Raw genomic sequence first — 22,320 nt, 5'->3', positions numbered from 1 at the left:
ATTTATAACACTCCCATGGTTCCCTACTTTTTTCCATGATTGCTAGAATGCATAAAACCATCATTACCGTTGGATTTTACGAGTAGTGGGTGCACAATGGATGAGACCACTTAAAACGGATAATTTGAGACATGGAATATTTGGTTTTAGTGGTTTGAAGGTTGGTTTTTATGTTAGTTCAGAGGGTACAGTTTTATCCAGTGAGGGCGGTTATATATCCTGTGTCTCCACATGATGGTTTACTAATACTTATCCTTCAGTATGCTCATATCATCGTACAATTTCTTGTCAATGACCTTGGCATAGATCTGAGTGGTCTTCAGAGATTGGTGCCCTAGCATTTTGCTTACCGATTCAATTGAAATACCATTGGATAAGGTTACTGTAGTGGCGAAGGTGTGACGTGCCAAATGAAAAGTAAGTTTCTTTTTAATCCCACAGGCGGAAGCAATTTCCTTTAGGTAGGCGTTGGTCTTTTGGTTGCTGATTACCGGTAATAGAGCCCTTGTAAGCAAGCTTTGCCGATGGTCATTGTACTTGAACAGTATTTTTTCAGCAATGGGCAGCAATGGCACGCTGCTCAATGAATCGGTTTTAGCTCTTTTGATCTTGATCCATCGTTTGCCCTCTATACCATTCACTATATGATTGTTTGAAAGCTTTTTGACATCCACATAGGCCAATCCGGTAAAGCAACAAAAAACAAAGACGTCCCTTACTTGCTCTAAACTTTTTGACTCGAGTTCCAATTCGATCAGGGCCCTGAGTTCAGCGTCTGTCAGGACTTCTCTTTCCACTTTTTTCCATTCGGCCTTCCAAGAGTAGAAAGGGTCTTTTTTTACCCAATTATTTGCAAAGGCCATCCTCATGATTTTTTTGAAGTTGACCACATATTTGGTAACCGTATTTTGATTGCCGATTTTTTTGGTTTTTAAGTAATGGTGAAATCCATTGACAAAGTTTAAATCCACCTCCATTACGTATAGGTCGGACACTTTATATTCCTTTTGGATAAAACTGGCAAGATGGTTCATTGTACGCACATGCCTACGGTAAGCCCCATAAGAATAGTCAGGTCCGATCAACTCTTTGATTTGGGCATTGTGTTCTTCATAGATCGCAAGGAGTGTTTTGTGGGCAGTTCCCTTGCCCAGAAGTTTGTTTTTGATGGTCTCCGCATTGAAAGGTTTCTTTTTGACCACCAACTTTGCGTGGATCTCATAAGCCTTGGATTCCAGTTGGTCCATGTAGTGGTTCAATTCTTTGGTCTGCTTGCTCGAGCCCTTTAATCTTCCTTTGGTCGAACACCACTTTTCGGGGCATGTTTTTCGTTTGATGCTGATTTCTGCCCTTTGACCATTTACTGTAATCCTGAGATAGATTGCTGCTTTTCCATTTTTGTCCAATCTGGAGTTTCTTAAATAGAAGATTGAAGAGAAAGTGTTTGTTTCCATTTGTCATCGATTTACTGATTCAATTTTGTTCCAAAGCATTTGAAAAAAAATGTTCGGAACGTTTTTAACATGGATCAGGGCCCATTTTTGCGGATTCAAAAAGTGCGCACCGAATAGCGCACCGCGATATATGGTACAATTTGATATCAAATGAAATCAATAAAAACAAAAAAGTCTGTAAATCAACGATTTACAGACTTTTTGAATTTTATTTAAACAATAAAAGTGACCTGACTGGGGCTCGAACCCAGGACCCTCTCCTTAAAAGGGAGATGCTCTACCAACTGAGCTATCAGGTCTTCAAGTTGTGCCCAGCAGTTTGGCTAAGCGGGTGCAAATATAACATCAATAATCTATTTTCCAAGGTGAATTATGGATAAATTTGTGTTTTTTTGAAATCGTATAAAATTCTAGAAGATGAAAGTGGTATTACTGGGATATATGGCAAGTGGAAAGTCCACCGTTGGACGATTGTTGGCCAGACAATTAGGGGTGGAGTTCATCGATTTGGATGATTATATCGAAGCCAATCAAAAAAAATCGATTAAAGATATCTTTTCTGAAAAAGGGGAAATCTTTTTTAGAAAATTGGAACATCAAATGCTAAGAGAAGTTCTGGAAAAGGATAAATCAATCATACTTTCCACCGGTGGGGGCACTCCTTGCTATGGAAACAATATGAAGACCATTTTAAAGCAATCCGACCATTCCATCTATCTTAATTTGAGTATCCCTAAACTGGTCGACAGGATTTCAAAAGAAAAAGAGAACCGTCCTTTGGTCAGGAATATTTCCGATGAGGAACTTCCTGAATTCATAGGCAAGCATCTTTTTGAGCGCAGACCCTATTATTTACAGGCGAAACATATATTGGATTGTAATGATGCAAGTGCGGAAACCGTAACCCAGCACATAAAAAAACTACTCTAGGTAGACAGCATTGTTCTTAGGTTCAAAATCCACCTTGATGTGCTCATTAAGGGATGTGGAGAGTGAAATACCCTTGAAATCGGCCTTAATGGGGTATTTTTTATGGTTCCGATTAACCAGTACAGCTGTTTTCAACTGCTTTATGGGCGTTTTTAGGAAATGATGGGTGCCATAGATCAATGTGGTGCCCGAATTCAATACATCATCCACCAGCACAATGGATTTGTTCGTGTATTCCTCCATGGGCAGGGAAGTCTTTACCCCGCTTTCCAAAGGATTCTTTTTATCCATATCAACCTTGCAGAAAATTATTTCGGCATCGGTTATTTTTTTGAGGACAGTGATTATTTTTTTGGCAAAGCTTTCTCCACCACCGTTGATTCCAGCCACTACAATTTCTTTTTCATTTACATTGGTCTCATAGATTTGGTAAGCGATACGCTTGGTGATATGTTGAATTTGATCGTGGGTAAGAATACGGTTAATCATAATGCTTGATAGTTCATTCAAAGATATAAAAACGGTTTATTCCGATTCGTCCAAAAAATCGTCTAAATCCCTTCGGTCTTTTTTCGTTGGGCGACCCAAGCCTTTTTTTCGATAATGCTTTTTGGCATACTGGAGCAGTTCATTGTGTTCAAAGGCTTCTTTGGGCGTGGTGTCTTTACGGTAAATATCCACTAATTTGGCCCCAACCCGGCTTTCCGGAACATCCAGTACCGTAAGCTGATAATCAATCTGGTTTTTTCTGACAACGATTTTATCCATGGGATACACATCACGGGATGGCTTCACGGCATTTCCGTTCACTTTTACATGCCCTTTCTTTACAGCATTGGAGGCAATGCTTCTTGTTTTAAAGTATCTGGTGCACCAAAGGTACTTGTCTATTCGCATGGTCTTCGCAAATCTTTGTTAATGGACGGAACAAAAATAATGGAAAATTGTATCTTGCGCGCCTAAATAACAGACTTGATGAGGTACGGAATTTTAGTTTTCGCATGTTTTGCTTTAGCAATGGTATCCTGTAACAGTGATGATGATAATGGAGGTCCTGAAGCGATACCACCAAGCTTATTGAGCGAAGTGGCCCCCGAAGATGATGAAACGATCAGGGAATTTTTGAATACCCATTTTTACAATTATGAGGATTTTGATACGCCTCCCGAAGGATTTGATAACAAAATTATAATTGATACCATCGCAGGTGAGAATGCTGGCAAGGAACCAATGATGGAAAGTGCAGTGCCTATAACTTTCAATGTTTCCTCCAGTCACTTGGGTTTAAGTGCAGGAGAGGAAAATATTGAGCATACCCTATATTACATTGAAGTACGTCAAGGAGAAGGGAATAGTCCCGCCTATCCGGATTCTACCTTGGTTAAGTATCAAGGTTCTTTGTTGAATGGGACAACTTTTGACGAAAACCAAGATTTTACATGGAATGATTATAGGAATATTGCAGTAAGAGGTTATGCAGATGGTATTGCACAAATGAGAGCAGGAACATCAGACCAAATTGTTGTTAATGAGGATGGAACATACCAAATTAATAATAGTGGAATGGGTATAATCATTATACCTTCAGGAATGGCCTATTTCAACAGGTCACCATCTACCTTAATTTCACCATATTCGATTTTGATGTTCAAAATTGAGTTGGGATTGTATAAAGAAAATACAGACCATGATAATGATGGAATCCCTTCTGTTGAAGAAGATTTAAATGGCAATGGATTTTTGGGCGACGATAATACCAATGCTGAAGAAGAGCCCCTAGGTGCCACACCAAGGCCAAATTATCAGGATCCCGATGATGATGGAGATGGCATTTCCACTAGAAACGAGATATCCGATGACAACGGCAACATAATTACTCCCTACCCAGATGCTGATGGGGATGGTGTTCCGGATTATTTGGATCCCGATAACTAGGAAAGGAAAGTTTGAAAATAAAAAGCCCCGCTGAATTCAGCGGGGCTTTTTTATGCGATACTATTTATTGAGGTTATAATTTGAGCGACAGCGCAAAAATAACCTGAGAAGGCCTTGAATCTATTCTTCCTTCAACATTAGCAACATTGGTATCGATGAATTCGGCTTCGTTTTCAGAGAAACCTCTTTCATATCGTACATCCAAGCCCAATCTGCCCAGATTGACGCCAACACCAGCATTTAGGCCCACCGTAAAGTCGTTCTTCACATCTTCGACTTGCAGATCGCCCAAATCGTTATTGAGTGTGTACTGGAATGCTGGACCAGCAAAAATATGCAATGGACCAATCAATTTATATCCCAAAAGGACGGGCATGTCCAATTTGGAAACATCGTAATCCTGTGAGTTTCCATTGATGTCGTAGGAACTTTTGGTTTTGGAATATACCAATTCGGGTCTTAGATAGATTTTAGGGAAATCCAATTTGCCCCAAAATCCAAAATGATACCCAGCTTTCCCTTCAGGGTCATCAACGGCATCGGTCACGGTATTGACCAAATCCCCGTTCTTGTTGTACGATAAACCGGCTTTGACCCCAAAACCTGAGCCGCTCTGTGCCATGGCAGCAGAACCAATTAAGGCAAATGCTGCTACTAGAAAAGTTTTTTTCATAAGTGTTTTCTTTTAAAAGGTTGAGATACCTCCTAAAAAGGTACCCTGAAACTATTTACGTTTCAACACTTTTAGAACGGCCGCTTCAATGGCTTTATTGTTCAAACCGTACTTCTCCATAAGTTGTTCTGGGGTTCCACTTTCGCCAAAAGTATCTTGCGTTGCCACAAACTCTTGAGGAGTAGGGTGGTGGGTCGCCAATACACGGGCAACACTTTCGCCGAGGCCACCTAAATAATTGTGTTCTTCAGCAGTTACGACACAACCTGTTTTTTTCACTGAATCCAAAATGGCTTTGTCATCCAAAGGTTTAATGGTGTGAATGTTGATTACCTCTGCGGATATACCCTGATTCTCCAAACTTTCAGCAGCAAGCAATGCCTGCCAAACCAAATGCCCCGTAGCGATGATGGTCACATCGGTACCTTCGTTGAGCATAAGTGCTTTTCCAATCTCAAATTTTTGGTCAACAGGGGTAAAGTTGGCCACTTTAGGACGTCCGAAACGTAAGTAAACTGGTCCATGGTGCTCTGCAATGGCAATGGTGGCCGCTTTTGTCTGGTTAAAATCACATGGATTGATTACCGTCATTCCCGGTAACATTTTCATCAATCCGATATCTTCCAAAATTTGGTGGGTGGCACCATCTTCCCCCAAGGTCAAGCCTGAGTGTGAAGCACATATCTTTACATTCTTGTCCGAATACGCAATGGATTGACGGATTTGATCGTACACACGTCCAGTGGCAAAGTTCGCAAAGGTGGAAGCAAAAGGAATCTTTCCACCGATGGTCAAACCGGCAGCCATTCCCATCATGTTGGCTTCTGCGATTCCCACCTGAAAGAAACGCTCTGGGTTTTCTTCGATGAAGGTATCGATCTTAAGAGATCCCACCAAGTCGGCACATAGGGCCACTACATTGGGGTTGGTCCTTCCCAGTTCCGTCATTCCCGCACCGTATCCGCTTCGGGTATCTTGTTTTCCTTGATCTGTATATTTAGTCATTGTCTCTTTTTCTATGATTAGTAATCGCCTAAAGTCTCTGGGTTTTGTTCCAATGCGGTCGCCAATTGCTCATCGCTCGGTGCCTTACCGTGCCATGCGTGGGTGTGCATCATAAAGTCCACACCATTGCCCATTTCGGTGTTCATCACAATACAGACCGGCTTTCCTTTGCCTGTTCTGCTCTTGGCTTCATTCAATCCCGCAATAACCTGCTCTAGGTCATTTCCGTCTTCGATTTCCAGAACATCCCATCCGAATACCTTGAATTTGTCAGCAACATCACCAATGGGAAGTACATCTTCCGTGGCTCCGTCGATTTGTTGGCCATTACGGTCCACTGTGGAAATCAAATTGTCCACTTTGTTTCCAGCAGCGTACATGATCGCCTCCCAGTTCTGACCTTCCTGCAACTCCCCATCTCCGTGGAGACTGAATACCAAATGGTCGTCACCGTTCAATTTTTTGGCAAGGGCAGCACCAATGGCCACGGACATTCCTTGTCCCAACGAACCTGATGCAACGCGAACTCCAGGCAACCCTTCATGCGTGGTAGGGTGTCCTTGTAATCTAGAGTCGATAAGCCTGAATGTATTCAATTCATCAATGGGGAAATACCCTCTTCTGGCTAAAACACTGTAAAATACGGGCGAAATATGACCATTGGATAGGAAAAACAGGTCTTCCCCGATTCCATCCATATCAAATCCATCCTTTAAATCCATTACCTCGTTGTAGAGTGCTACAAAAAATTCGGTACAGCCCAAAGAACCCCCTGGGTGCCCCGAATTTACCTTATGGACCATTCGTAAAATGTCCCTTCTTACCTGTACTACCAGGTCCTGTAATTCTTGCGTGTTCGGCATCGTGTCAATAATTTAGATATCAAATGTAATTGCATTATTCGTAGAAAACAAGTGTTAATTATACATTTATTAAATGTCTTGCGCTCAGAAACTTTATTTTTTTGTTAAGGATCAACGATACAGAGTTAGTTATATTTGCGGTTCTAAAACGAACAATTGGATTTTACCTTACTACAAAAGGACAGTAAAAGCAAGGCCAGAGCAGGGGAGTTGAAGACCGATAACGGTGTCATCCAGACGCCGATATTCATGCCCGTGGGCACGGTAGCCTCTGTAAAAGGTGTTCACCAGCGTGAATTAAAGGACGAAATAAATCCCGATATTATTTTAGGAAACACCTATCATCTTTTTTTAAGACCGGGTACAGGAATACTCGAAGAGGCAGGTGGTCTTCATAAATTCATGAGTTGGGATCGACCTATTTTGACGGATAGCGGTGGTTATCAGGTTTATTCACTTTCAGATAACAGAAAGATAAAAGAGGAAGGGGTCAAATTCAAATCCCATATTGATGGTTCACGTCATGTTTTCACTCCAGAAAATGTGATGGAGATACAGCGTACCATAGGTGCGGACATCATCATGGCATTTGATGAGTGTACACCATACCCTTGCGATTACCAGTATGCCAAGCGCTCCATGCACATGACCCATAGGTGGTTGGATAGGTGCATCAATCATTTAGAGAAGCTTCCGTTCAAATATGGGTATTCCCAGAGCTTTTTCCCCATTGTGCAAGGATCTACCTATAAGGACTTAAGAAGACAATCAGCGGAATACATTGCATCTGTAGGCGCGGAGGGCAATGCCATTGGAGGACTTTCGGTAGGGGAACCTGCTGAGGAAATGTATGAAATGGCCGAGATTGTCTGTGATATTCTGCCAGAGGATAAACCAAGATACTTGATGGGGGTTGGTACGCCGATCAATATTTTGGAAAATATAGCATTGGGCGTGGATATGTTCGATTGTGTGATGCCTACCCGTAATGCTCGCAATGGGATGTTGTTTACGGCCCATGGCACCATCAACATCAGAAACAAAAAATGGGAGAACGATTTTTCCCCGATAGATGAAATGGGTATCACTTTTGTGGATACCGAATATTCCAAGGCCTATTTGCGACATTTGTTTGCCGCCAATGAGTATTTGGGCAAGCAAATCGCCACCATTCATAACCTTGGGTTCTATTTATGGTTGGTGCGTACCGCTAGAGAACGTATTTTAGCCGGAGATTTTTTGGAGTGGAAGACCAAAATGGTCAGCCAAATGGATAAAAGACTATAATGTTTACCATACTCGATAGATACATCCTTAAACGCTACTTGATCACCTTCATGGGGATGCTGTTGCTGTTTGTACCTATTGGGATCATGGCCAACCTGGCGGAAAAAATCGGGAAGATCATTGATAACGAAGCTCCATTGTCCGAAGTCATCGTTTTCTACGGGAACTTTACCTTGGTGATCGGGAATCTCTTACTTCCTATTTTCTTGTTCCTATCCATTATATTCTTTACCTCCAAACTGGCCAGTAATACCGAGATTGTGGCTATTTTGAGTTCTGGTGTCTCCTTCGGACGATTCTTGCGCCCTTATTTTGTTGGGGCTACTTTAGTGGCCATTCTTATTTTCATGATGGGAATGTTCATTGTGCCGCATGCCAGTATCGGTTTTAACGAGTTTGAGTACAAGTACTTTAAAAAGGGCAAACAGACCAGGGTAACGGAGAATATCTTCAACCAATTGAACGAGCGGGACTATATCTACGTGAGCAGTTTTGACCCCAATCGAAAGATAGGTTACAATTTTACTTACGAACATTTTGATTCCATCGGCAAACTGGAATATAAAATCTCCGCCAGTAACATACGGTGGGTGGAGGATGACAGTATTTACCGGTTGGCCAATTATAAGAAGCGGGAGATTCGGAACGAAACAGAGTATATCAAAGGAGAAAGTAGGCTGGATACCATTTTCCCCTTTCAGATAGATGACCTTACCCCGGTTTCCTATGTGGCAGAGACCAAGAACCTTTTTGAACTGAACGATTTTATCGAGGACCAGCGTAAAAAAGGAGCCTCCAATATCAATGCCTACGTGCTGGTAAAATACAAACGGTGGGCCTTGCCCATAGCAGCCTTCATACTTACGGTAATAGCGGTGGCCGTATCCTCCGTAAAGCGAAGGGGAGGTATGGGACTCAATTTGGCCTTTGGTATCGGAGTGGCCTTCGTCTATATCTTTTTTGACAAAGTTTTCGGGACCTTGGCAGAGCAATCAGGATTCTCACCTTTGCTTGCCGTAGTGATTCCCAACCTTATTTTTGGTGTTTTTGCCGTTTACATGTTGATGAAAGCCAAGCGATAATTCAATGATATTAGCGTATATTGTTGACGTTAAAAGACTTGTATATTTCATGGGAGTATGCCATAATGTTATATATTTGTCCCCATTGTTTTTCGTGAAAATAAAAGACTTCCCATGGAATATCTAGAATTTGAACTCCCCATCAAAGAACTTGAAGAGCAACTTCAAAAATGTATGGTAATTGGGGAAGAAAGTGATGTAGACGTTACAGAAACGTGCTCGCAAATCGAGAAAAAACTGGATCAGACCCGCAAGGATATCTATAAAAACCTTACTGCTTGGCAAAAAGTACAATTGTCGAGACACCCCAGCAGACCTTATACCATGGATTACATCAATGCCATCTGTGGAGACACTTTTTTGGAGCTGCACGGGGACAGAAATGTTAAGGATGACAAGGCCATGGTAGGTGGATTGGGAAAAATCGGTGACCAAAGCTATATGTTCATCGGTCAGCAAAAAGGGTACAATACCAAAACACGCCAGTACCGAAATTTTGGTATGGCGAACCCAGAAGGCTATCGTAAAGCACTTCGTCTGATGAAGTCCGCAGAAAAATTCAAGATTCCCGTGGTCTGCTTTGTGGATACCCCAGGTGCTTACCCAGGTATCGAAGCAGAAGAACGTGGACAAGGAGAGGCCATTGCCCGTAACATTTTGGAAATGACCCGACTTAAAGTGCCGATTATAGTGATTATCATTGGCGAAGGAGCTTCAGGAGGTGCATTGGGCATTGGAGTGGGAGACAAGGTATTGATGTTGGAAAACACTTGGTACTCCGTGATTTCCCCGGAATCCTGTTCATCCATCCTTTGGAGAAGCTGGGAGTATAAAGAACAAGCTGCCGAATCCTTAAAATTGACCGCAACCGATATGAAAAAGCAAGGGTTGGTCGATGAAATCGTTAAGGAACCCCTTGGTGGGGCACATGCCAACAGGCAAAAAACATTCGAAACCGTCGCGAACAAAATTTCTTCCCATTTTGAGGAACTCAAAAAGTTATCCCCAAAAGAATTGGTAAAAACCCGCATGGAAAAATATGCGGAGATGGGGGTTTTCAGCGAATAGTTCTTGTTTTTCAGGGGTTAGCCTTTTTCATTAGGTTATATCCTTGATTTTTTTTATGTTATTAACAGGTATATTGAGTTATCAACATTTGAATTGTTGAGTACCTGTGGAAATCGTATCTGTCAAAATTAAAGTTAACTTAAGGTTAATTAGCTACTTTCGCATTCATGGAAAAACCTAGCCCCATAGTAGGACGTCGTGTGGAGAAATCTGCCCTCATCAATCTTGAGAAAGGTAAAATACCACCTCAAGCAGTTGATTTAGAGGAAGTTGTGTTAGGTGCTATGATGATTGACAAAAAAGGTGTGGATGAAGTGATTGACATTCTTCATCCGGACGTTTTTTATAAAGATTCCCATAAATACATTTACGAAGCCATCTTTAAATTGTTCGAATCTTCCGAACCGGTGGATTTATTAACGGTTTCGTCGCAACTAAAGAAAGATGGCAAGTTGGAAGCTGTCGGAGGTGACTTTTACTTGATAAAACTCACGCAAAAAGTAGCTTCTTCGGCACACATTGAGTTCCATGCGAGAATCATTCTCCAAAAGTACATTCAACGCAGCCTGATCAAAATATCCAACGATATCATTGAGGAAGCTTACAGTGATGCAACCGACGTTTTTGATCTTTTGGACAATGCGGAGGCGAAATTGTACGAGGTGACCCAAGGCAACTTGAAACGTTCCGCTGAAACTGCCCAGAATTTGGTGATTCAGGCCAAAAAGCGAATCGAGGAGATATCCAACAAAGAGGGCTTGAGTGGAATCCCATCCGGTTTTGATAAATTGGATAAGTTGACCTCAGGTTGGCAGCCCAGTGATTTGATTATTGTGGCCGCACGTCCAGGTATGGGTAAAACAGCTTTGACGCTTTCCATGGCACGGAATATTGCCGTGAATTCGGAAATTCCCGTTGCTTTTTTCTCTTTGGAGATGTCATCCGTACAGTTGATTACCCGTTTGATTTCCTCTGAAACCGGACTTTCATCGGAAAAATTAAGGACAGGTAAATTGGAAAAGCATGAATGGGAACAATTGAACGTTAAGGTTAAGACCTTGGAAAAGGCGCCTTTGTTCATCGATGACACCCCTTCGCTTTCCATTTTCGACCTTCGTGCGAAGGCAAGACGATTGGCTTCTCAGCACAATATTCGGCTAATCATCATTGATTACTTGCAGTTGATGACCGCAGGGGGAAGTCAAAAGGGAGGGAACCGTGAGCAGGAAATCTCGACCATTTCACGTAACCTGAAGGCATTGGCCAAGGAACTCGATGTTCCCGTAATCGCCTTATCGCAGTTATCAAGGGCGGTGGAGACCCGCGGTGGTAGCAAGCGACCCATTCTTTCGGATTTGAGGGAGTCTGGGGCAATTGAGCAGGATGCGGATATCGTATCCTTTATCTACAGGCCGGAATACTATAAAATTGACGAGTGGGATGATGAAGAGCGCACCCCTACCCAAGGTCAAGCAGAGTTCATTGTGGCCAAACACCGTAATGGAGGTTTAGAAAATATTAGGTTAAAATTTGTGGGTGCTCTGGGTAAATTTGATAACTTGGATGACTTTGACTCCCCATTCGAATTCCAATCGAAGATGAATGCGGACGAAGAAAATCCCTTTGCTACACCAAATCTTCCGAGTACGGACGATGCTTTTGGTAGCGCAATGAACAGTGATGATGACCCAGATGATAATGACGTACCTTTCTAAAACAGTAACTTTTTTATTGCCTCGAGTAACGTCGAGAGGCTTATTTTTAATCTTTTTTTTACTACTTACCTTTCAATCGTTTGCCTCTGTTATCCTTGTTCCAATGGATGATGAAGGCCAAAAAAATCATTTAAAAGCTTATGGAATAACCTACTGGGTACTTTCCAAACAGCAGAAAGTGCAATGGTTGCTCAATTTTCGTGGAGGTTCTTTTCTATTGCCCGATGGAGAAGCCATTCGAAAGGAATGTCAAATTCGTGGGGTTTCCTTTGAAGTACTTTCCGATGGACAGGCAGCCCAGATTCTGGACGATATCAGTAGTCCATCCCAAAATCAGGATGCCGTTATCCTTGAAAAAGCGCCGAAGATTGCGGTCTATTCCCCAAAGGGGAACCAACCTTGGGACGATGCCGTGACCATGGTGCTCACGTATGCAGAGATTCCCTATACCACGATATATGATACAGAAGTCTTGGGCGATAAATTGGCCTTGTATGATTGGCTGCACCTGCACCACGAAGACTTCACTGGGCAATACGGACGGTTCTACGGTCATTACAGAGCTGCTCCATGGTATATTGAAGATAAAGCCAATGCGGAGGAACTGGCCCAAAGCCTGGGGTATTCCAAAGTATCCGAAGAAAAGTTGGCAGTAGCCCTAAAAATCAGGAATTATGTGATTGGCGGCGGGTTTATGTTTGCCATGTGTTCGGCCACCGATAGTTTTGATATTGCGCTGGCCGCTGAAAATGTCGATATCTGTGAACCTATGTTTGATGGAGACCCTTCGGATGCGAATTATCAGGCCAAGTTGGATTTTAGCAACACGTTTGCCTTTACCGATTTTACATTGGAACGAAACCCCATTCGCTATGAGTTTTCATCCATCGATATGACCAATAAGAGGGCCAACGTGCCCAAAGAGTCCGATTACTTCTCTTTAATGGAATTCTCGGCCAAATGGGATCCTGTACCTACCATGTTGACACAAAATCACACCAGCTTGGTAAAAGGTTTTATGGGACAGACCACAGCTTATACCCGAAGCCAAGTGAAGCCAACTGTAATGGTCTTGGGCGAGAACAAAATCAACGGAGAAGCCAGATACATCCATGGTATCAAGGGAAAAGGTTTCTTTACCTTTTATGGAGGTCACGATCCCGAAGATTATCAGCATAGGGTAGGGGACCCCAAAACAGAACTGGAACTACATCCCACTTCGCCAGGGTATCGATTGATTTTGAACAATGTGCTGTTCCCTGCTGCCAGGAAAAAGAAGCAGAAAACCTAACTCAGGTGTTCCTTAAAGAAATCGACGGTCCTTTCCCAAGCTAAATCTGCTGAAGCTTTATCAAAACGAGGTGTGGTATTGTTATGGAACCCGTGGTTGACATCGGGATAAAAATGGACTTCGTAGTCCTTGTCGAGTTCTTTCAGTTTGGCTTCATAGTCATTCCAGCCTGCATTTACCCTTTCATCCAACCCTGCATAATGAATCAATAAAGGCGCGTTGATCTGTGCTACTTCGTCATCTGAAGGTTGGCTGCCATAAAAGGGAACGGCCGCGGCCAAATCAGGAACTTTCACTGCCATCATATTCGATATCCATCCACCGAAACAGAAACCGACCACACCTACCTTTCCATTGCAATCCTCATGGTTTTTGAGATAGTCGTAGGCGGCGATAAAGTCTTCCAACATCTCGTTGCGATCTCGCTGTCGCTGAAGCGTTCTACCTTCATCATCGTTGCCTGGATATCCCCCTAACGGGGTAAGGGCATCAGGTGCCAAGGAAATAAAACCAGCTTTGGCGGCTCTACGCCCAACATCTTCGATATAGGGGTTAAGGCCGCGATTTTCATGAACTACCACGACACCGCCCATTTTACCGGTGCTATTTTTTGGTTTGGACAACAAACCTTTGATTTCGCCACCGCCTTTGGGTGAGTTGTAGGTAATGAACTTGGAATCCAGTTCGGGGTCGTTGGGCGATACCGTAAGGGTGTCCTTGTAGTTGGGCATGATAAAGCTCATCAACGAAGCCATAGTAATACCACCAACGGCGTATACGGAAAGTTTTTCCATAAACTCCCTGCGGTCTATCTGGTTATGGGCATATTTATCATATAGGTCAAAGACCTCTTGTTTGATGTCGCCTTTTTTCAATGGTGCCATAGTGCTGCTTTTAAAGTTTGTCCTTTAAGGTACAAATTTTACAAAAGCAAATCACTCAGGGATAGAGGTTTAAATGTTATTATGTTGCTAAAGCAATTTTTCCAAAATACGTTCCACACCAAAATCGTCATTGCTATGGGTGGTATATTTGGCGGTTTTAAGCACATTGGGATGGGCATTGGCCATGGCAAAACTGTAATCGGATAGTTCCAGCATTTCCAAATCGTTGTTGTAATCCCCGAAGACCATGATTTCATTAGAAGCAATCTGAAACTCGTCCATTACTTTTTTAAGTGCATAGCCTTTGTGGGCATTCAAATCGGAAACATCAACCCAATTGGCTCCAGAAACCTTTACTTTAAGGTCGCACTCCAAGTGCTTTACGTTCGGGTAAATATGTTTTTCTGAATTTTCAAAATGGTAAATGGCGATTTTAAGTACTTCCTCGTTCACGTTTTTTTGATCATCCACTATCTCAAACTCGGAATAATACTCCTGCAGCATCTCCAAAAACTCGTTGGAATCACCACCTACAAAGGCATTGTTCTGGCAGCAAAGTACCGGATGAACATTTTCCAAAGGAAGAACGGTGTCTAGAATGCGATGGACTTCAGACTTGTTGATGGGTGTAGTGAGCAGGGTTTCTTCTTGCTTTCTGATCAAAGCGCCATTTTCAGCAATGACCAGGATCTCATTTTTTATGGACTCCAATTTGTCGACCATGCTATGGTACTGTCTTCCACTGGCAGCGACAAAGGCAATGTTTTTCTTTTTAAGTTCTTCGTAGATTTCAAAAAACCGAGAGCTAACTTCATGTTTGGAATTCAAAAGTGTTCCATCCATGTCGGTAACCACCATTTTTATCTGAGATAGGTCCATTCCAATAAATTAAGCTGCAAAGTTATTTGTTATTCGTGGAACAGGCTGCTTGTTTTGGTAAACTTTATATTAATTTGGGGTCAAAGCATAATTTCACATGAATTTTTATCAGAAAGAAATACAATTGCGGTCGTACTCCAGAGGGTTCCATTTGATTACGGATACCATTGTTGATGCCTTGCCCGAACTTCGAAAAATAAACACAGGTTTTTTACAGGTATTCATCAAACATACTTCGGCTAGCTTAACAATCAATGAAAATGCAGACCCAACGGTGCGAACGGATTTTGAGAGCCACATCAATACCATGGTACCTGAAAATGCACCGTATTACGTTCACAATTATGAAGGCCCGGATGATATGCCTGCACATATCAAAGCTTCGTTGATGGGGGCCTCAGTACAGGTGCCTATAACACAAGGCATATTGAACATGGGGATATGGCAAGGTATTTACTTATGCGAGCATCGCAATCACGCCTCGGGAAGAAATTTGGTGTTGACAGTGTATGGACAATAATTCGAATCGCGTCAGTTCGAGCGCAGTCGAGAACATTTACAAAATAAAAGATCCCGCACAAGGCGGGATCTAAATAAGCGGGGTAAGTTTATATTGATTCTTTACTTAACTTTCTCAACGATGGCTTTAAAAGCATCTGGGTGGTTCATGGCCAAATCGGCAAGAACTTTTCTGTTAAGCTCTATTCCATTGGCTTTTACCTTGCCCATAAATTGAGAGTAAGACATTCCGTGCATTCTGGCACCAGCATTGATACGGGTAATCCATAGGGAACGAAACGTACGTTTTTTGTTTCTTCTATCGCGGTAAGCATAAAGCATTGCTTTTTCTACCGCATTTTTGGCTACTGTCCAAACGTTTTTACGTCTTCCAAAGTAACCTTTGGCTTGCTTCATCACTTTTTTTCTTCTAGCTCTTGAAGCAACTGAATTTACTGATCTTGGCATAATGTGTCATTTTTTTGTAGCAGGCGTCTCAATTATTGAGAACTTGTATGAGCCCGACTCCATGGTTAATAATTAATGTACCGGTCGAACAATTATTTTAAACGTAATTGTTCTTTGATGTTGTCCTCATCCGCTTTGTGAACCAAAGTGGAATGGGTCAACTTCAGCTTACGCTTTTTAGATTTTTTTGTCAAAATGTGACTCTTAAAAGCGTGCTTTCTTTTGATTTTACCAGTTCCTGTAAGCTTAAAACGCTTCTTGGCACTGGATTTTGTTTTCATCTTAGGCATTTTCCTAGTATTTAACTCCGCTTATTATACCGAACCAAGGTTCAGTTTTTATTTTTTACTTGTCTTGGGTGCGATGAACATGGTCATACGCTTGCCTTCCAATTTGGGCATTTGTTCCACTTTTCCCAGCTCTTCGAGCTCTTGGGCCAATCGCAACAATAATATTTCGCCTTGGTCTTTATAGACGATGGAACGTCCTTTAAAGAATACATAGGCCTTGAGTTTGGCACCATCTTTCAAGAATTTCTCTGCGTGTCTTTTCTTGAACTCATAATCATGGTCATCCGTCTGTGGTCCAAACCTGATTTCCTTAACGACCACTTTGCTCGCTTTGGCCTTCATGGCCTTTTCGCGTTTCTTTTGTTCGTAAAGGAACTTTTTATAATCCATAACCTTACAAACAGGTGGCTCTGCGTTCGGTGAAATCTCCACCAAATCCAACTCCTGTTCGTTGGCTATATCTCTTGCTTTTGAGATGGGATAAACACCCATTTCAACATTGTCGCCGACAAGCCGTACTTCTCGGGCTTTTATTTTCTCATTGATGTTATGAGGGTTTTTGTTTTCCCTCCTAGGTTGGGGTCTAAATCTTCTTCTAATTGCTATGACGTAAACTTTTTAATTAAACTTAATTTTTTAGAACGACTTTAAGGTACTATTTATTTCAGTAGTTACCAAGTCTGAAAATGCATCTACGCTTAAACTGCCCAAATCCTCACCTCCATGTCGCCTTACAGAAATCGTCGCAGACTCTTCTTCCTGCTCCCCGACAATAATCATGAAAGGGATTTTTTTGAGTTCAGCCTCACGGATTTTCTTCCCTACCGTCTCGTTCCTGTTATCAATGAGCGCGCGAATTTCGTGATTTTCTAATGAATTCAAAACTTTTTCCGCATATTTTTCATGTTTCTCACTGACGGGCAGTACGATAGCCTGCGTCGGAATCAACCAAAGCGGGAAGTTTCCTCCGGTATGTTCCAGCAACAAGGCCACGAACCGTTCCATACTTCCAAAGGGTGCGCGGTGAATCATCACAGGTCGGTGGAGCTCATTGTCACTTCCTTTATAGGTAAGGTCGAAACGTTTTGGCAAATTGTAATCCACTTGAATGGTTCCCAACTGCCAGTTTCTTCCAAGGGCATCCTTGATCATAAAGTCCAACTTGGGTCCGTAAAAAGCAGCTTCGCCACTCTCGACCACGTAGTTCAAGCCTTTTTCTTCGGCAGCGTTTATGATAGCTTGCTCAGCTTTTTCCCAGTCGTCCGTATTTCCAATGTATTTGTCGGGATTCTCCAAATCCCTTACGGATACTTGGGCAGTGAAATCTTCAAAACCCAAAGAGTTCAATACATATAGCGTAAGGTCAATTACATTTTTGAACTCGTCGTTCAATTGTTCAGTGGTACAGAAAATATGGGCATCATCCTGGGTGAATCCTCTTACCCTGGTAAGGCCGTGAAGCTCTCCACTTTGTTCATATCTGTACACCGTTCCAAATTCAGCATAACGTTTCGGAAGATCTTTATAGCTAAATGGATGACTGTTGTATATTTCACAATGGTGAGGGCAGTTCATCGGTTTTAACAAGAACTCCTCATCTTCTTTGGGTGTATGTATGGGTTGAAAGCTGTCTTCTCCGTACTTTGCGTAGTGACCAGAAGTAACATATAGTTCTTTTTGACCGATATGGGGAGTGACCACCATTTCGTACCCCGCTTTCTTTTGTGCTTTTTTAAGGAATTGCTCCAAGCGTTCGCGTAATGCGGCTCCGTTGGGCAACCATAAGGGAAGTCCTTGTCCCACTTTTTGGGAAAAAGTGAAAAGTTCCAATTCCTTGCCCAGTTTTCGGTGGTCCCTTTTCTTGGCTTCTTCCAAGAGCTGAAGATATTCGGTAAGTTCCTTTTGTTTTGGAAATGAAATACCATACACACGTGTCAATTGCGTATTGTTTTCGTCGCCCCTCCAATAAGCACCTGCAACACTCAATAATTTAATGGCCTTAATGATTCCTGTGTTGGGAATATGTCCTCCACGGCATAGGTCGGTAAACGTACTATGGTCGCAAAAGGTAATGGTACCGTCATCAAGATTTTCGATGAGTTCCACCTTATATTCATTTCCTTGCTCTTTATAATAGGAGAGGGCATCAGCTTTGGAAACACTTCTCATATTGTAATCGTGTTTGCCGCGTGCGATTTCCAGTGCCTTCTTTTCAATTTCAGGAAAATCTTTCTCGGAAATGGACTGGTCTCCAAAATCAACATCGTAGTAGAAGCCGTTTTCAATAGCGGGACCGATGGTCAACTTAATGCCAGGGTAAAGTTCCTCCAGTGCCTGCGCCACTACGTGGGAGGTGGAGTGCCAAAAAGCTTTTTTGCCTTCATCATCTTTCCATGTATAAAGAGTCAAAGTGCCATCCGTGGTTAATGGTGTTGTGGTCTCAACCGTCGTGTCATTGAATTTTGCGGAAATAACGTTTCTAGCAAGCCCTTCACTAATACTTTGGGCAATGGAAAAAGGAGTGGTCCCCTTTTCAACTTCTTTTACAGCACCATCAGGCAGTGTGATCTTTATCATGTTTGAACTTCTATTTTGTATAATCGAGAGGACAAAGATAATATCTTGTATAGATGCTACAATACTTACCTTATATATATGACTAATTTTCTGCGGATGATAAGATGGGGTCAACTGGCTTTTTAGGCTATGGCAATGTGAGGGGAAGGGTGGTTTTTGAGGTTTTAATTTTTTTTGTATTTTTATCTGCTTTGTTTTCAGTCAATTGAAAGCAAATTAATCAAGAAAGCCAAAAAACCCTCTTGTTTATTGTTTAAAAGGTGTTACATTTGCAGCCCGAAAAACAACAAAGGGTTTGTTTTTTGGTTAGTTCATAAGCTTATTGACATACTGTTTTTGACAAGCGGATAAGGCTTGAAAGAAATTATAAAAAAGCATTGTGTAATCAAAAAAAGCATTTTACATTTGCAGCCCGAAAAACACCGAGGTGTTTAAAGGGAAAAGTTCATGTAAAAGATTGTTTTTTGAGGACAAGAAAATGTTTTGATTTTTTTTAAAAAAAGCTTGCCGATTTAAAAAACAGTTGTAAATTTGCAGCCGCTTTACCGACGAGGTAGAGAGGTAAGACCGAAAGAAGAGAGATGTTGTGGAAAATGTTCGGTTTTGAGAATTAAGAAGTTCATATACATATTGTAACGACAGCGTAGAATTAAGAACAAACCATTTTGATGCAGGGACTCAGGGATTTCCGGGTGTCGGACAGACATTCAAGGAAATACAATGAAGAGTTTGATCCTGGCTCAGGATGAACGCTAGCGGCAGGCCTAACACATGCAAGTCGAGGGGTAACATGGAAAAGCTTGCTTTTCTGATGACGACCGGCGCACGGGTGCGGAACGCGTATGGAACCTGCCCCTGTCAGGGGAATAGCCCAGGGAAACTTGGATTAATGCCCCATGGTATCACGGGATCGCATGATTTTGTGATTAAAGATTTATCGGACAGGGATGGCCATGCGTACCATTAGTTAGTTGGTGAGGTAACGGCTTACCAAGGCAGCGATGGTTAGGGGCCCTGAGAGGGGGATCCCCCACACTGGTACTGAGACACGGACCAGACTCCTACGGGAGGCAGCAGTGAGGAATATTGGACAATGGGCGGGAGCCTGATCCAGCCATGCCGCGTGCAGGATGACGGCCCTATGGGTTGTAAACTGCTTTTATACGGGAAGAAACGCGCCCACGTGTGGGCGTCTGACGGTACCGTAAGAATAAGGACCGGCTAACTCCGTGCCAGCAGCCGCGGTAATACGGAGGGTCCGAGCGTTATCCGGAATCATTGGGTTTAAAGGGTCCGTAGGCGGGCCTGTAAGTCAGGGGTGAAAGTTTGTGGCTCAACCATAAAATTGCCTTTGATACTGCAGGTCTTGAGTCATGGTGGGGTCGCCGGAACATGTGGTGTAGCGGTGAAATGCATAGATATCACATAGAACACCGATCGCGAAGGCAGGTGGCCAACCATGTACTGACGCTGATGGACGAAAGCGTGGGTAGCGAACGGGATTAGATACCCCGGTAGTCCACGCCGTAAACGATGGATACTAGCTGTGGGGACTTCGGTCTCCGTGGCCAAGCGAAAGTGATAAGTATCCCACCTGGGGAGTACGTTCGCAAGAATGAAACTCAAAGGAATTGACGGGGGCCCGCACAAGCGGTGGAGCATGTGGTTTAATTCGATGATACGCGAGGAACCTTACCAGGGCTTAAATGCAGGCTGCATAAGCTAGAGATAGCTTTTTCTTCGGACTGCCTGCAAGGTGCTGCATGGTTGTCGTCAGCTCGTGCCGTGAGGTGTCAGGTTAAGTCCTATAACGAGCGCAACCCCTACCGTTAGTTGCCAGCATGTCAAGATGGGGACTCTAACGGGACTGCCGGTGCAAACCGTGAGGAAGGTGGGGACGACGTCAAATCATCACGGCCCTTACGTCCTGGGCTACACACGTGCTACAATGGCCGGTACAGAGGGAAGCCACCCCGCGAGGGGGCGCGGATCTACAAAACCGGTCACAGTTCGGATCGGGGTCTGCAACTCGACCCCGTGAAGCTGGAATCGCTAGTAATCGGATATCAGCCATGATCCGGTGAATACGTTCCCGGGCCTTGTACACACCGCCCGTCAAGCCATGGAAGCCGGGAGTGCCTGAAGTCCGTCACCGCAAGGAGCGGCCTAGGGCAAAATCGGTAACTAGGGCTAAGTCGTAACAAGGTAGCCGTACCGGAAGGTGCGGCTGGAACACCTCCTTTCTAGAGAAAGAGATGCCCGGAATCCCGGGTCCCGCACGAGGTGGTTGTTACGTTTTGCGCTGTCGTTTATGATATGTTTTTTTGGTATACAGGCAAATTTAGGCCAAGACAGTCTCATAGCTCAGCTGGTTAGAGCGCTACACTGATAATGTAGAGGTCGGCAGTTCGAGTCTGCCTGAGACTACGAAAGGTACGAAGTATGTAAATACGGAGTGCGAAGTTCATTGAGGAATACTGAAGGAAATTTTAGAAGTTGAGTGATTATCACGTAATGGTGGGCACGTTATCAAAACTGTTAACCGTTAACTGGTAACTGCTGACTGAAACGGGGGATTAGCTCAGCTGGCTAGAGCGCCTGCCTTGCACGCAGGAGGTCATCGGTTCGACTCCGATATTCTCCACCACGGCAATTGTCGTCGACGGTGATTTTCATTGCCGGTGGCGATTCGCCAGAAAGTTCATTGACATATTGGGACGGAGCAGTAACGACATAGGTCGTTATGTGCGAAGTCAAAGAAGAAACACGAAGTAGAATAGAATATATAAAGGATTACGAGAGGGCATCTGTACTTAGGTACAGGTGCGACAAGCAAAAGAAGGGCGTATGGGGGATGCCTAGGCTCTCAGAGGCGATGAAGGACGTGATAAGCTGCGAAAATCCACGGGGAGCTGCACATGAGCATTGATCCGTGGGTGTCCGAATGGGGCAACCCGGCTGGTTGAAGGCCAGTCACACCGTAAGGTGGGCGAACCCGCTGAACTGAAACATCTAAGTAGGCGGAGGAAGAGAAAACAAGAGTGATTCCGAGAGTAGCGGCGAGCGAAATCGGATCGGCCCAAACCGTCGTTGTTCCGGCAATGACGGGGTTGTAGGACCACAATGTTCTTAGCGCGACGAACCGGAAGCAGTTGGAAAGCTGCACGATATGGGTGATAGTCCCGTACGGGCAAGGAGCGTTTAAGATAGTGGTATCCTGAGTAGCGCGGGGCACGTGAAACCCTGTGTGAATCCGGCGGGACCATCCGCCAAGGCTAAATACTCCTGGGAGACCGATAGTGAACCAGTACCGTGAGGGAAAGGTGAAAAGAACCGTGAACAACGGAGTGAAACAGACCCTGAAACCATACGCCTACAAGCGGTCGGAGCGGATTTATCCGTGACGGCGTGCCTTTTGCAT

20 protein-coding genes, 3 tRNA genes and 2 rRNA genes (1 of these 25 running past the window's edge) are annotated in these 22,320 nt (G+C 43.4%); 12 read left to right on the top strand and 13 right to left on the bottom strand.

Annotated features, from left to right (window positions below; all coding sequences use genetic code 11):
• Positions 1–242: 242 nt before the first annotated feature.
• Together EO132_RS17145 and EO132_RS17140 are read right to left on the bottom strand one after the other, a co-directional pair.
• Complete coding sequence (locus EO132_RS17145; RefSeq protein ID WP_127139039.1) at positions 243–1,454, bottom strand: site-specific integrase; 1,212 nt, start codon at positions 1,452–1,454, stop codon at positions 243–245.
• 226 nt (positions 1,455–1,680) lie between these two features.
• Positions 1,681–1,753 (bottom strand) — tRNA-Lys (locus EO132_RS17140).
• 118 nt (positions 1,754–1,871) lie between these two features.
• Between EO132_RS17140 and EO132_RS17135 the strand changes: the two genes are divergently transcribed.
• Positions 1,872–2,384, top strand: a complete 513-nt coding sequence (locus EO132_RS17135) for a shikimate kinase (protein ID WP_127139038.1) — start codon at positions 1,872–1,874, stop codon at positions 2,382–2,384.
• Here EO132_RS17135 and EO132_RS17130 read toward each other — a convergent pair.
• Positions 2,376–2,873, bottom strand: coding sequence for a phosphoribosyltransferase family protein (locus EO132_RS17130; RefSeq protein ID WP_127139037.1), 498 nt, complete (start codon positions 2,871–2,873; stop codon positions 2,376–2,378). The two genes, EO132_RS17135 and EO132_RS17130, sit on opposite strands and share 9 nt — an antisense overlap.
• A gap of 36 nt (positions 2,874–2,909) precedes the next feature.
• The gene (locus EO132_RS17125) at positions 2,910–3,281 is read right to left on the bottom strand and encodes an RNA-binding S4 domain-containing protein (RefSeq protein WP_127139036.1); all 372 of its coding nucleotides are present in this window, start codon (positions 3,279–3,281) and stop codon (positions 2,910–2,912) included.
• A gap of 78 nt (positions 3,282–3,359) precedes the next feature.
• Between EO132_RS17125 and EO132_RS17120 the strand changes: the two genes are divergently transcribed.
• Positions 3,360–4,319: an FKBP-type peptidyl-prolyl cis-trans isomerase gene (locus EO132_RS17120; RefSeq protein ID WP_127139035.1), complete on the top strand. Its 960-nt coding sequence runs from the start codon at positions 3,360–3,362 to the stop codon at positions 4,317–4,319.
• A gap of 73 nt (positions 4,320–4,392) precedes the next feature.
• On the opposite strand, the gene EO132_RS17115 is transcribed toward EO132_RS17120, so the two are convergent.
• From EO132_RS17115 to EO132_RS17105, 3 genes are read right to left on the bottom strand one after another with little or no spacing between them, the layout of a single operon-like run.
• Positions 4,393–4,992 carry an outer membrane beta-barrel protein gene (locus EO132_RS17115; protein WP_127139034.1) on the bottom strand — a complete coding sequence of 200 codons (600 nt, stop codon included), beginning with the start codon at positions 4,990–4,992 and terminating at the stop codon, positions 4,393–4,395.
• A gap of 51 nt (positions 4,993–5,043) precedes the next feature.
• Complete coding sequence (locus EO132_RS17110) at positions 5,044–5,997, bottom strand: transketolase family protein (protein ID WP_127139033.1); 954 nt, start codon at positions 5,995–5,997, stop codon at positions 5,044–5,046.
• Positions 5,998–6,014: 17 nt separating this feature from the next.
• Positions 6,015–6,860: a transketolase gene (locus EO132_RS17105; protein WP_127139032.1), complete on the bottom strand. Its 846-nt coding sequence runs from the start codon at positions 6,858–6,860 to the stop codon at positions 6,015–6,017.
• 156 nt (positions 6,861–7,016) lie between these two features.
• On the opposite strand from EO132_RS17105, the gene tgt reads away from it, so the two are divergent.
• The 5 genes from tgt to EO132_RS17080 all read left to right on the top strand — a co-directional run bounded on the left by tgt (position 7,017) and on the right by EO132_RS17080 (position 13,303).
• Positions 7,017–8,147, top strand: a complete 1,131-nt coding sequence (gene tgt, locus EO132_RS17100; RefSeq protein WP_127139031.1) for a tRNA guanosine(34) transglycosylase Tgt — start codon at positions 7,017–7,019, stop codon at positions 8,145–8,147.
• Positions 8,147–9,229, top strand: a complete 1,083-nt coding sequence (locus EO132_RS17095; RefSeq protein ID WP_127139030.1) for an LptF/LptG family permease — start codon at positions 8,147–8,149, stop codon at positions 9,227–9,229. Before tgt ends, EO132_RS17095 begins: the two co-directional genes overlap by 1 nt.
• Before the next feature lie 114 nt (positions 9,230–9,343).
• Positions 9,344–10,297 (top strand): acetyl-CoA carboxylase carboxyltransferase subunit alpha, encoded by a 954-nt coding sequence (locus EO132_RS17090; RefSeq protein ID WP_127139029.1) that lies wholly within the window; start codon positions 9,344–9,346, stop codon positions 10,295–10,297.
• A gap of 167 nt (positions 10,298–10,464) precedes the next feature.
• Entirely contained in the window at positions 10,465–12,012 is a 1,548-nt protein-coding gene (gene dnaB, locus EO132_RS17085; RefSeq protein WP_127139028.1) for a replicative DNA helicase, read from the top strand.
• Positions 11,996–13,303 (top strand): asparagine synthetase B, encoded by a 1,308-nt coding sequence (locus tag EO132_RS17080; protein WP_235856499.1) that lies wholly within the window; start codon positions 11,996–11,998, stop codon positions 13,301–13,303. The genes dnaB and EO132_RS17080 overlap by 17 nt, the downstream gene beginning before the upstream one ends.
• Here the strand turns inward: EO132_RS17080 and EO132_RS17075 are convergent.
• Positions 13,300–14,187: a dienelactone hydrolase family protein gene (locus EO132_RS17075; protein ID WP_127139027.1), complete on the bottom strand. Its 888-nt coding sequence runs from the start codon at positions 14,185–14,187 to the stop codon at positions 13,300–13,302. The two genes, EO132_RS17080 and EO132_RS17075, sit on opposite strands and share 4 nt — an antisense overlap.
• A gap of 87 nt (positions 14,188–14,274) precedes the next feature.
• Complete coding sequence (locus EO132_RS17070; protein ID WP_127139026.1) at positions 14,275–15,066, bottom strand: HAD family hydrolase; 792 nt, start codon at positions 15,064–15,066, stop codon at positions 14,275–14,277.
• Between the two features lie 97 nt (positions 15,067–15,163).
• Between EO132_RS17070 and EO132_RS17065 the strand changes: the two genes are divergently transcribed.
• Entirely contained in the window at positions 15,164–15,586 is a 423-nt protein-coding gene (locus EO132_RS17065) for a secondary thiamine-phosphate synthase enzyme YjbQ (RefSeq protein WP_127139025.1), read from the top strand.
• 101 nt (positions 15,587–15,687) lie between these two features.
• On the opposite strand, the gene rplT is transcribed toward EO132_RS17065, so the two are convergent.
• From rplT to thrS, 4 genes are all read right to left on the bottom strand, one after another.
• Positions 15,688–16,032: a 50S ribosomal protein L20 gene (gene rplT / locus EO132_RS17060; protein WP_014033571.1), complete on the bottom strand. Its 345-nt coding sequence runs from the start codon at positions 16,030–16,032 to the stop codon at positions 15,688–15,690.
• A 92-nt stretch (positions 16,033–16,124) separates the two neighbouring features.
• Complete coding sequence (gene rpmI / locus EO132_RS17055) at positions 16,125–16,322, bottom strand: 50S ribosomal protein L35 (RefSeq protein ID WP_014033572.1); 198 nt, start codon at positions 16,320–16,322, stop codon at positions 16,125–16,127.
• A gap of 48 nt (positions 16,323–16,370) precedes the next feature.
• Positions 16,371–16,922, bottom strand: a complete 552-nt coding sequence (gene infC / locus EO132_RS17050) for a translation initiation factor IF-3 (RefSeq protein ID WP_205780381.1) — start codon at positions 16,920–16,922, stop codon at positions 16,371–16,373.
• Between the two features lie 36 nt (positions 16,923–16,958).
• A complete protein-coding gene (gene thrS, locus EO132_RS17045; protein ID WP_127139023.1) occupies positions 16,959–18,899 on the bottom strand; it encodes a threonine--tRNA ligase in 1,941 nt (646 codons plus the stop codon).
• A gap of 717 nt (positions 18,900–19,616) precedes the next feature.
• On the opposite strand from thrS, the gene EO132_RS17040 reads away from it, so the two are divergent.
• From EO132_RS17040 to EO132_RS17025, 4 genes are all read left to right on the top strand, one after another.
• Positions 19,617–21,142: ribosomal RNA gene (locus EO132_RS17040) — 16S ribosomal RNA — on the top strand.
• Between the two features lie 110 nt (positions 21,143–21,252).
• Positions 21,253–21,326 (top strand) — tRNA-Ile (locus EO132_RS17035).
• 143 nt (positions 21,327–21,469) lie between these two features.
• A tRNA-Ala gene (locus EO132_RS17030) sits at positions 21,470–21,546 on the top strand.
• A 178-nt stretch (positions 21,547–21,724) separates the two neighbouring features.
• Positions 21,725–22,320, top strand: a 23S ribosomal RNA gene (locus tag EO132_RS17025); it runs 2,223 nt beyond the window's last position.
• Together the 16S and 23S rRNA genes with 2 tRNA genes alongside form the textbook arrangement of a ribosomal RNA operon.

Source organism: Flagellimonas oceanensis, assembly GCF_003992595.1.
Taxonomy (GTDB): domain Bacteria; phylum Bacteroidota; class Bacteroidia; order Flavobacteriales; family Flavobacteriaceae; genus Flagellimonas; species Flagellimonas oceanensis.
The sequence above is the reverse complement of the archived record's forward strand: the minus strand, read 5'-3'. Positions and strand labels throughout refer to the sequence as shown.

Bases quoted from the DNA above. Each gene is read 5' to 3' on its own strand.
- EO132_RS17145 (WP_127139039.1), bottom strand. From the start codon at position 1,454: ATGGAAACAAACACTTTCTCTTCAATCTTCTATTTAAGAAACTCCAGA.
- EO132_RS17135 (WP_127139038.1), top strand. From the start codon at position 1,872: ATGAAAGTGGTATTACTGGGATATATGGCAAGTGGAAAGTCCACCGTT.
- EO132_RS17130 (WP_127139037.1), bottom strand. From the start codon at position 2,873: ATGATTAACCGTATTCTTACCCACGATCAAATTCAACATATCACCAAG.
- EO132_RS17125 (WP_127139036.1), bottom strand. From the start codon at position 3,281: ATGCGAATAGACAAGTACCTTTGGTGCACCAGATACTTTAAAACAAGA.
- EO132_RS17120 (WP_127139035.1), top strand. From the start codon at position 3,360: ATGAGGTACGGAATTTTAGTTTTCGCATGTTTTGCTTTAGCAATGGTA.
- EO132_RS17115 (WP_127139034.1), bottom strand. From the start codon at position 4,992: ATGAAAAAAACTTTTCTAGTAGCAGCATTTGCCTTAATTGGTTCTGCT.
- EO132_RS17110 (WP_127139033.1), bottom strand. From the start codon at position 5,997: ATGACTAAATATACAGATCAAGGAAAACAAGATACCCGAAGCGGATAC.
- EO132_RS17105 (WP_127139032.1), bottom strand. From the start codon at position 6,860: ATGCCGAACACGCAAGAATTACAGGACCTGGTAGTACAGGTAAGAAGG.
- EO132_RS17095 (WP_127139030.1), top strand. From the start codon at position 8,147: ATGTTTACCATACTCGATAGATACATCCTTAAACGCTACTTGATCACC.
- EO132_RS17090 (WP_127139029.1), top strand. From the start codon at position 9,344: ATGGAATATCTAGAATTTGAACTCCCCATCAAAGAACTTGAAGAGCAA.
- dnaB (WP_127139028.1), top strand. From the start codon at position 10,465: ATGGAAAAACCTAGCCCCATAGTAGGACGTCGTGTGGAGAAATCTGCC.
- EO132_RS17080 (WP_235856499.1), top strand. From the start codon at position 11,996: ATGACGTACCTTTCTAAAACAGTAACTTTTTTATTGCCTCGAGTAACG.
- EO132_RS17075 (WP_127139027.1), bottom strand. From the start codon at position 14,187: ATGGCACCATTGAAAAAAGGCGACATCAAACAAGAGGTCTTTGACCTA.
- EO132_RS17070 (WP_127139026.1), bottom strand. From the start codon at position 15,066: ATGGACCTATCTCAGATAAAAATGGTGGTTACCGACATGGATGGAACA.
- EO132_RS17065 (WP_127139025.1), top strand. From the start codon at position 15,164: ATGAATTTTTATCAGAAAGAAATACAATTGCGGTCGTACTCCAGAGGG.
- rplT (WP_014033571.1), bottom strand. From the start codon at position 16,032: ATGCCAAGATCAGTAAATTCAGTTGCTTCAAGAGCTAGAAGAAAAAAA.
- rpmI (WP_014033572.1), bottom strand. From the start codon at position 16,322: ATGCCTAAGATGAAAACAAAATCCAGTGCCAAGAAGCGTTTTAAGCTT.
- thrS (WP_127139023.1), bottom strand. From the start codon at position 18,899: ATGATAAAGATCACACTGCCTGATGGTGCTGTAAAAGAAGTTGAAAAG.